This is a genomic window from Microcystis sp. M113S1 (assembly GCF_020246945.1).
In the GTDB taxonomy this organism is placed as follows: Bacteria; Cyanobacteriota; Cyanobacteriia; order Cyanobacteriales; family Microcystaceae; genus Microcystis.
This window is the reverse complement of the sequence record NZ_JADBSA010000130.1, coordinates 1-6,110: the sequence shown is the minus strand read 5'-3', so window position 1 is coordinate 6,110 and position 6,110 is coordinate 1. Positions and strand designations below refer to the sequence as shown.

Here is a 6,110-nt window from a genome sequence, read left to right as displayed (position 1 = left end):
TTATCTGATTTTAAAGTAATAAATTCTCTCGGTTGTTCCCAACTGATTAAGATTAGACAACTTTGATGAGATGTGGTAGCAATTTGCTGAAAAAATTTATGATAATCCTGACAGTCGCTTAAATATTTACCTGCTAATTCACCCTGTTTAAAAATATTCTGCACATCATCAAGAATAACTAAACAACGATAGGAGCTTAGATAATCTATTATATCAGGTAACGGGGTTGATAGAGATTGGCTGAAAAACTGTTTTAGATCATCTTTGAGAGCGATTAATTGAGGAATATTTTCCAGACTGCGATAAATAATATAATCAAATTGTGGGGCAATTTCTGAAACTAATTTAAGGGTTAAAGCTGTTTTTCCGATTCCACTTAACCCATAAATGGTAATTAATCGAGTTTTATTATCTAGCCACTCTTTTAAGGTTGATATTTCTAAGTTACGTCCATAGTTATACCTTAATTCTGGTGCTTTTGTTAGGTTAATTATGGGGGATTGATGATCATTATCTGGGAAATTTGAAGACTTTTTTAAGTTGTTTTCTGAGTAGGGATTATTTTCTCTACAGATATTTATATGGTTATTGCCGATATTATTACAATGATAGTTAACAAAGTGATAAATAGTAGATGAAGCTTTATTTTCTAAAATAGAACGAACATTAGACTTTTTTATATCTTCTTGAAAAACACCTGATAACAGTTGCCATAATTTCCATGCTTCTTTTTTTATATGGTCATAACTGCGCTGATTATCTTTGGCAATTTCTTCATAATCTTGATGTTCCCAAATACCCTGTAAGATGGATTCTTGCAACGAATCAAGATGTTTACCGGTTTTCTCTAATACCTGTTTATCTGTCCATTCTAAAAGGGTTTTAATATCCATATAAGTAAGTGGTAGAACATTTAGATTGCTGGTTAAGATAAGGGAACATATTTTAGTTTTCTCGTTTTTTTATCAGACTAATAATCATTTTACTTTCCTCTTGCAAGATATCAACTATTATCTCTATCTCTTTTTGCTCACCTAATCCTATCCGTCCAGATAAGAGAAGATAAGTTTCTAATTTATGAATTGAACCCCGCACTATATTTAAAAATCTGACATATTCGCTACGGACTACTGATTAACTAGAAATTTGAGAAAAGATTAATAAAGGGTTTTTTATTTTTCCAGCGATAGGTATTAAAATCTCGATTATCAATTGATAAGATACGTCCATTTCCTAACTCTTCTGCTAAGATAACTAGGGAGGCATCGGCTAAGTCCATTGGCAGACTTTGATATTGTTTCATAAGGTCTTGAATTCTTTCTAGATGAGTATTTTCAAGGTGAAATAATAGAAATTTTTGGGGATGTCTCTCAAATACGTTCATTAATTTTATTTGTTTTTCAACTCCTGTATAGAGATTTGGAGAACGTTGTAAAAGAAGATGACAACTTTCTGTTAAAACACACCAAGTTGTAATTAGTGGTTGAGAAGAATACTGTGCTAAGGTTTGCTGTGCTATTAGATGATATTGATCTCTATTGTTAAATAAAGCCACCCAGAACCCAGTATCAACGATGATCATATTTAGCTTTTAATCCTTCTTTGAGAACGGATTTATAATTAGTAGAAAGGTCGGATTCTGCACTAATACAACCGATTAATCCAGATTCTTTTAAAATGTCTAGGGTACTTTGAGCTTCAGGGTTTATTTTTGCTGCAATCTCTGGCTTTTTTGCTAAAGAATAGCGTTTTTTTAATAACTCAATAAAATCAATCAGTAAGTTTTGTGCTTCTTCAGGTAATTGGTTAATATCTTGTTGAATTTGTTCTAAGTTAATCATTAATTTTCCTCCGTTAAGGTTTTTAAACAGGCTGCTAATCTTTAAGCAACTGTTTCTGACATTTAAACCTCCTGATTTGTTTCCGACTGTCACCTGTTACTTAATCGATTAATATCAATTCCAATGCTTGATTAATAATTTTATTTTTATCAATCATAGCTTCAATTTCTTCGGGTTTATATATACCCTCAAAAGCTTCTAATGCCGCTTGTCTTAAAGCTGAAGAATAAGCATCATCTAGGGTTTCTTTTAATTCTTCAATTGTTAGATAATTTCCTCCAGTTTTACGTCGTTGATTAATGCGTTGAATCTGTCGAACAGAATTAGAAATAGAGGTTTCCCATGAGCGTGTACTGCGTTTTTCTGCTTGCTGTTTAATCAGATGTAATAAGACAATAATACTAAAGCTAAAAATCTTATTGAGCTTATCATCCTTACTCATTTCTGTCATTTCCTCTACCAGGAGCAAGGCATCGGGAATATTGCCAGCTAGTATTAGATTTTTTAACTCTAATAATTCTTCCATTTTTTGCCTTTTTTTACTGATTAACCTCTTGATTTAGTAATTTGTTCTGCATTTAAATTAACCCAAGTTACTAGTTATAAGCTTCGCTAGTTCGATCCCCCTAAATCCCCCTTAAAAAGGGGGACTTTGAGTCTGGTTCCCCCCTTTTCAAGGGGGACTTTGAGTCTGGTTCCCTCCTTAAAAAGGGGGACTTTGAGTCTGGTTCCCTCCTTAAAAAGGGAGACTTTGAGTCTGGTTCCCTCCTTAAAAAGGGAGACTTTGAGTCTGGTTCCCCCCTTTTCAAGGGGGGCTAGGGGGGATCGAACCTAAAAATCAAATTTAGGCTTGTTTTATGATCCTTGCCCTCCTTTTTGCCACTAAATCCCACTTTATCCCACAAAAATGATTTTATCAGAAAATCCAAAATGGCCACAAATTCCCACAGACAAAACCAAAGTGAACATCTAGATTGTAAGAATCACTTAGTTTTTTGGACTTTTATTAAGTTATGAACAGGACACTAGGCCATTATATCAGCGTAGGGATCGGATTGGGTGCGATCGGGGTAGCTTTCCCCGCACAGGCCGCCTCTTTTCAGGGGTTAGGGGACTTATCTGGGGGGAGTTTCTATAGCTACGCTAATGGGGTATCAGCAGATGGGTCTGTTGTTGTTGGTCGAGGTAGTAGTGCTAATGGTAATGAGGCATTCCGTTGGACGCAAGGGACGGGCATGGTAGGACTAGGGGACTTGTCCGGGGGGAGTGTTTTTAGCGATGCAAGGGGAGCATCAGGAGATGGGTCTGTTGTTGTTGGTTACAGCATAGGTGCTAATGGTGGTGAGGCATTCCGTTGGACACAACAGACGGGGATGGTAGGACTAGGGGACTTACCGGGGGGGAGTTTCAGTAGCTACGCTGATGGAGTATCAGCAAATGGGTCTGTTGTTGTTGGTTATGGTAATAGTGCTAATGGTAATGAGGCATTCCGTTGGACGCAAGGGACGGGAATGGTTGGACTAGGGGACTTGTCTGGGGGGATTTTCAGTGGGTAGTGCTTTGGGAGTATCAGAAGATGGGTCTGTTGTGGTTGGTTATGGAAATAGTGCTAATGGTAATGAGGCATTTATCTGGAATAGTAGCCAAGGGATGCGGAACTTAAAACAGGTTTTAACTAATGATTATGGTTTAAATTTAACGGGTTGGACTTTGAGCGAGGCGACTGGAATTTCCGCGGATGGACTGTCTATCGTGGGATGGGGAATTAATCCTAGTGGTAATAATGAAGCTTGGCTCGCTCGTTTAGATGGACAAACTAATCCCCCCAATCCATCTGTACCGGAGCCTAGTTCTATTTTAGGGTTAGGGCTGTTTTCTCTGGTGGGTTTTTTAATTAAGAAATGGTCATAATCTAACCTAACTTTGATGAGAAAGTCCATAAATTACCTATTTTTGGCATCTCAATCAGTTAGCGTCTAAATCATTGAAAGGGGGGCTTTTTTGTTGTTCGGATGTATCAATCGAGCTACAATGAGAGGGACTTCTTTAGGCGAAAATATGGCTACAGGCATCGATATTAGCGAATTTATTGTTGCTAGTCCGGATATTTGTAATGCTCGTCCCCGGATCGCAGGAACTAGAATCACGATTCAAAGTTTAGTCATGGATCATAAAACGGGAATGAGTGCCGAAGCGATCGCTAAAGAGTATCCTCAGTTAAATCTGGCTCAAATTTATAGCGCTCTAGCGTATTATCACGCGAATAAAGAACAGATAGAAGCCGATATCGATGCTTACCGAGCCGATTGTGAAGACTGGGAATCCCGATATCGAGCCGGTGAATTGTAATGAGTCAAATCCGTCTCTACCTTGATGAAGATGCGGGTCAACGCTCGGTCGTGGAAGCTTTGCGGAATCTGAAGATTGATGTAATTACCACTTGGGAAGCGAAAAACATTCAGCTACCCGATCCCGATCAACTGGTTTGGGCAACCCAGCAAGGTCGGGTAATTTATACTTTTAATGTAGGCGATTTTTGTCGATTGCATAAATCCTATATGACGCGCTCGATCAGCCATACGGGAATTATTGTGGCCGCAAAGCAAAGATATTCCGTGGGAGAACAGGTAAAGGCTCTTGCCAATTTAATCGCTACCCGCTCTGCCGAAGATATCAAGAATAAACTCGTCTTTTTAGGGGATTATCTAGAATAGAAGGCGGTCAGTAAGGTATAGCCATTTCAATTAAAATTGAGAATATTAATCCCAGAGTTCACAATGGTTTTGTCGGTCTAGAGTGTATCAGACTTATCTGAAATGACTATAACTGGCTCTTCGTTACTTGTTATGGTTCGATAGGAGGGGTATAAATCGACTAAATCCTTATCTGGGAAGAGACTTAATTGATTAGTTCGCTCTAGACAAAAACAATTGACAAAAATCGCTAAATGCCTTTCTATATAAGGGTTACATCCCTTATAACCCCCGTCCCTTGCATAAAACAAACTGAAGAACCTTAATTAATTTATTCAGAGAGGAATCGTCTGATTAAATCTTCCCGTGAAGACTCTAACAAAAGGCGACTAGACTCCATCGGTGATAACTTGAGCAACTCATCAATAACTTTTATCAAAGACTCATCCAATTCTCCAAACCTCACTTGCATTAAATTTTCAATAATTTGTCGTTGTCCTTGTTGAAGTCCTTGTTGAAGTCCTTGTTGAAGTCCTTCCCGTTTGGTCGCCTCTTTCCACTCTAAATAAGATTGAGATAAAGCCATAAATACCTCCCTATCTTCTGATTCTAAAAGATTGTTAATTTCAACACTCACACGCCAACTGATCAATAATTCCATGACATTTTGACGGAAGGAATCGCCAAAAGGCAACTCAAGCAACTCTCTCACCGCTTGGCTTTGGGTTTTCCCTCGTCCCAACAATCTTAACAGTAAGGTGTCTGGGGTAATAGGTAACTGATTAATCGCTATAATTGCCGTTCGGTGAGAGGGAGATAAAAAGTAAATCCCTTCTGTCCAGTTTTCTAGTTCTAATTTAGCATCAAAACCCTCTAGGATGTGCAAACTAATAGAAGTAGCCAAAATCCACAATTTAGGTAGGTTATCCTCGTTTAACTCAGTTTTTTCCCGTTTCCCTTTCCGTTGAAGTTCAGCGAAAATCGAAAACAATTTTAAGATACAGTTGCGAATTTCCGTTCGATTGGGAGCATTGCGAAAAGGCTCAAGCAAAGTGCTTGTTGTCACCATTTGCCCTAAAAGACCTAAAGATTGAGCATTTCCCCGCATATTAGAGTGAGGAGAGAAGAAAACATCCACCTGACGGGTTTCATCCGCCACTTCTTTGCTAACTTCCACCTTTCCCAGGGGAGACAGCAATTCTTCTAGGTATTGTTTGGCAAACTGATCGTGAGGTTGTCGAGTCATGTCTTCAATCTTAGATCAGAAAAGACCGGACCGCAGCCGACCCATTTCATAACCCCAGCTTATCAATGACATAAGTAACAATATCGTCAACCCCCTTTACAAACCGTTACAAAATCTCTAAGATAGAGACATCATCAATCAATCGTACCTCGACAACTTAATAGGAATCATAAACCAATGACCACCACCCTACAACAGCGCGAAAGCGCCTCCCTGTGGGAGCAGTTCTGTCAGTGGATCACCAGCACCAACAACCGTTTATACATCGGTTGGTTCGGTGTCATCATGATCCCCACCCTGCTCACCGCCACCACCTGCTTCATCATCGCC

At 38.8% G+C, this 6,110-nt stretch carries 9 protein-coding genes and 2 pseudogenes; 5 read left to right on the top strand and 6 right to left on the bottom strand.

From position 1 onward, the window contains the following. The 5 genes and pseudogenes from IM319_RS06650 to IM319_RS06635 all read right to left on the bottom strand — a co-directional run. On the bottom strand, positions 1-893 hold an 893-nt coding region (locus IM319_RS06650; protein ID WP_287735070.1), incomplete at its 3' end, for an AAA family ATPase. Between the two features lie 52 nt (positions 894-945). After that, positions 946-1,110, bottom strand: a pseudogene (locus IM319_RS22430) (four helix bundle protein); the annotation flags it as partial. 28 nt (positions 1,111-1,138) lie between these two features. After that, positions 1,139-1,582, bottom strand: coding sequence for a type II toxin-antitoxin system VapC family toxin (locus IM319_RS06645; protein WP_287735069.1), 444 nt, complete (start codon positions 1,580-1,582; stop codon positions 1,139-1,141). Next, the gene (locus IM319_RS06640; protein ID WP_002761103.1) at positions 1,569-1,841 is read right to left on the bottom strand and encodes a hypothetical protein; all 273 of its coding nucleotides are present in this window, start codon (positions 1,839-1,841) and stop codon (positions 1,569-1,571) included. The genes IM319_RS06645 and IM319_RS06640 overlap by 14 nt, the downstream gene beginning before the upstream one ends. A 100-nt stretch (positions 1,842-1,941) precedes the next feature. After that, on the bottom strand, positions 1,942-2,367 hold the full coding sequence (locus tag IM319_RS06635; RefSeq protein ID WP_287735068.1) for a DUF29 family protein: 426 nt from the start codon (positions 2,365-2,367) through the stop codon (positions 1,942-1,944). 487 nt (positions 2,368-2,854) lie between these two features. Here IM319_RS06635 and IM319_RS06630 point away from each other — a divergent pair, with 487 nt between their 5' ends. The 4 genes from IM319_RS06630 to IM319_RS06615 all read left to right on the top strand — a co-directional run bounded on the left by IM319_RS06630 (position 2,855) and on the right by IM319_RS06615 (position 4,555). After that, positions 2,855-3,397 carry a hypothetical protein gene (locus tag IM319_RS06630; protein WP_287687760.1) on the top strand — a complete coding sequence of 181 codons (543 nt, stop codon included), beginning with the start codon at positions 2,855-2,857 and terminating at the stop codon, positions 3,395-3,397. Next, positions 3,390-3,752: a PEP-CTERM sorting domain-containing protein gene (locus IM319_RS06625; protein WP_287687762.1), complete on the top strand. Its 363-nt coding sequence runs from the start codon at positions 3,390-3,392 to the stop codon at positions 3,750-3,752. The genes IM319_RS06630 and IM319_RS06625 overlap by 8 nt, the downstream gene beginning before the upstream one ends. A 147-nt stretch (positions 3,753-3,899) precedes the next feature. Beyond that, a complete protein-coding gene (locus IM319_RS06620; protein WP_149978467.1) occupies positions 3,900-4,190 on the top strand; it encodes a DUF433 domain-containing protein in 291 nt (96 codons plus the stop codon). Continuing rightward, positions 4,190-4,555: a DUF5615 family PIN-like protein gene (locus IM319_RS06615; RefSeq protein ID WP_287687765.1), complete on the top strand. Its 366-nt coding sequence runs from the start codon at positions 4,190-4,192 to the stop codon at positions 4,553-4,555. The genes IM319_RS06620 and IM319_RS06615 overlap by 1 nt, the downstream gene beginning before the upstream one ends. A 310-nt stretch (positions 4,556-4,865) precedes the next feature. On the opposite strand, the gene IM319_RS06610 is transcribed toward IM319_RS06615, so the two are convergent. Beyond that, on the bottom strand, positions 4,866-5,780 hold the full coding sequence (locus IM319_RS06610; RefSeq protein ID WP_287687766.1) for a hypothetical protein: 915 nt from the start codon (positions 5,778-5,780) through the stop codon (positions 4,866-4,868). Positions 5,781-5,957: 177 nt separating this feature from the next. Here IM319_RS06610 and IM319_RS06605 point away from each other — a divergent pair. Then, a pseudogene (locus IM319_RS06605) lies at positions 5,958-6,110 on the top strand (photosystem II q(b) protein); the annotation flags it as partial.

What these genes read in the sequence shown, in the direction of transcription:
- IM319_RS06645 (WP_287735069.1), bottom strand. Translation starts at nt 1,582, where the DNA reads ATGATCATCGTTGATACTGGGTTCTGGGTGGCTTTATTTAACAATAGA.
- IM319_RS06640 (WP_002761103.1), bottom strand. Translation starts at nt 1,841, where the DNA reads ATGATTAACTTAGAACAAATTCAACAAGATATTAACCAATTACCTGAA.
- IM319_RS06635 (WP_287735068.1), bottom strand. Translation starts at nt 2,367, where the DNA reads ATGGAAGAATTATTAGAGTTAAAAAATCTAATACTAGCTGGCAATATT.
- IM319_RS06630 (WP_287687760.1), top strand. Translation starts at nt 2,855, where the DNA reads ATGAACAGGACACTAGGCCATTATATCAGCGTAGGGATCGGATTGGGT.
- IM319_RS06620 (WP_149978467.1), top strand. Translation starts at nt 3,900, where the DNA reads ATGGCTACAGGCATCGATATTAGCGAATTTATTGTTGCTAGTCCGGAT.
- IM319_RS06615 (WP_287687765.1), top strand. Translation starts at nt 4,190, where the DNA reads ATGAGTCAAATCCGTCTCTACCTTGATGAAGATGCGGGTCAACGCTCG.
- IM319_RS06610 (WP_287687766.1), bottom strand. Translation starts at nt 5,780, where the DNA reads ATGACTCGACAACCTCACGATCAGTTTGCCAAACAATACCTAGAAGAA.